Consider the following 1,295-nt stretch of genomic DNA (forward strand, 5'->3'; position numbering starts at 1 on the left):
GAGACGGGCATGGCGGCGACAACCCTTGCGCCGGACTACCAGCGGATCTTGTCGGTGCTGGAGTCTGATGCGGGCCGGGAGGGCATGCGCTGTCAGCAACTGGCCATCGCGCTGGGGCTGGAGGCCGTCCCGGCGAAGGTCGAGGGACTGCGATCGAAAGCGAAACGCCTGGTGGAGCGAGGATGGGCTCGGCAGGTGCGGCCGGGAGTGTTCACCGCTCTCGCGGTGCCTGCCGTCTGAAGCCGGCCGGGCGGCGTCCGGCCAGGCGACCGCTCATGAGCATGGTCATCGACCACAGAACCATGGCTTCGTGCATGACCGGCAATGTTTCGTAGTCGCGCACCAGGCGACGCGAGCGCATCAGCCAGCTGAGCGTCCTTTCCACCACCCACCTGCGCGGCAGCACCACGAACCCCGCTGTGTCGTCGGTGCGTCTGACGATCTGAAGGGTGAGGCGGGTCTTCTCGCGGGCCCAGTCGACGAGCCGGCCGGCATAGCCGCCGTCCGCCCACACCAGTCGAATGGAGAAGTACTCTCGTCGCAGCCGCTGAAGCAGCGGGACGGCGGCGTCGCGGTCCTGGACGCTTGCCGCGGTCACTGCGACGGCCAGGACCAAGCCGAGACAGTCCACCACCAGGTGCCGCTTGCGGCCGCTCACCTTCTTGCCTCCGTCCCAGCCAGAGGTTGAGCGCGGGATGTTCACCGCCGCCCGCACCGATTGCGAGTCCACGATCGCGGCCGTCGGGTCCGGCAAGCGGCCTTCCCTCTCCCGAACGCGGTCGCGCAGCCGGTCGTGGAGTTCGGCGAGCAGACCCGTGACCTGCCAGCGGCGGGCGAAGGCATGCACGCGCCGATACGGCGGGAAGTCCGCGGGCAGGTTGGCCCACTTCACGCCGTTGTCCACGACATAGCGCACCGCGTCGAGCATCACGCGGTGGCAATAGCCCTCCGGCCGCCCGCCCCGGCCCTCCAGCCAGGCCGGAACCGGAAGCAACGGCCGCACGACCCGCCACTCCGCCTCCGTCATGTCGGAGCCATAACTCGGGGTGCGGTCCGGCCCGTCCGCCGCGTTGCCGAACCTGTGCGCGAGGCAGTCACACGACGGTGGCAGCGAGTTGGACTCCACGCACGCGGACGCGAAAGACTGCGGCAACAGGGCCTCCTGGTACTCGGTTGGGATCGCACCCCCGAACTACCAAGAGGCCCTGCTGCCATGCGTCGGCCCTCACGCGATCACCCGATCAGGAATCCTGTTCGACCAGGCCAGCCCCGTGATCGATAAGCGGATGACGTCT

At 68.9% G+C, this 1,295-nt stretch carries 2 protein-coding genes and 1 pseudogene; 2 read left to right on the plus strand and 1 reads right to left on the minus strand.

What is annotated here, in order from left to right:
- A pseudogene (locus ACWCQK_RS42510) lies at window positions 1-240 on the plus strand (hypothetical protein); the annotation flags it as partial.
- On the opposite strand, the gene ACWCQK_RS42515 reads toward ACWCQK_RS42510, so the two are convergent.
- Window positions 212-1,027, minus strand: coding sequence for an IS5 family transposase (locus tag ACWCQK_RS42515; protein ID WP_451164630.1), 816 nt, complete (start codon window positions 1,025-1,027; stop codon window positions 212-214). The pseudogene ACWCQK_RS42510 and the gene ACWCQK_RS42515 sit on opposite strands and share 29 nt — an antisense overlap.
- An 88-nt stretch (window positions 1,028-1,115) precedes the next feature.
- Between ACWCQK_RS42515 and ACWCQK_RS42520 the strand changes: the two genes are divergently transcribed.
- On the plus strand, window positions 1,116-1,295 hold a 180-nt coding region (locus ACWCQK_RS42520), incomplete at its 3' end, for a hypothetical protein (RefSeq protein ID WP_451164632.1).

Source organism: Streptomyces sp. NPDC002306 (genome assembly GCF_053593435.1).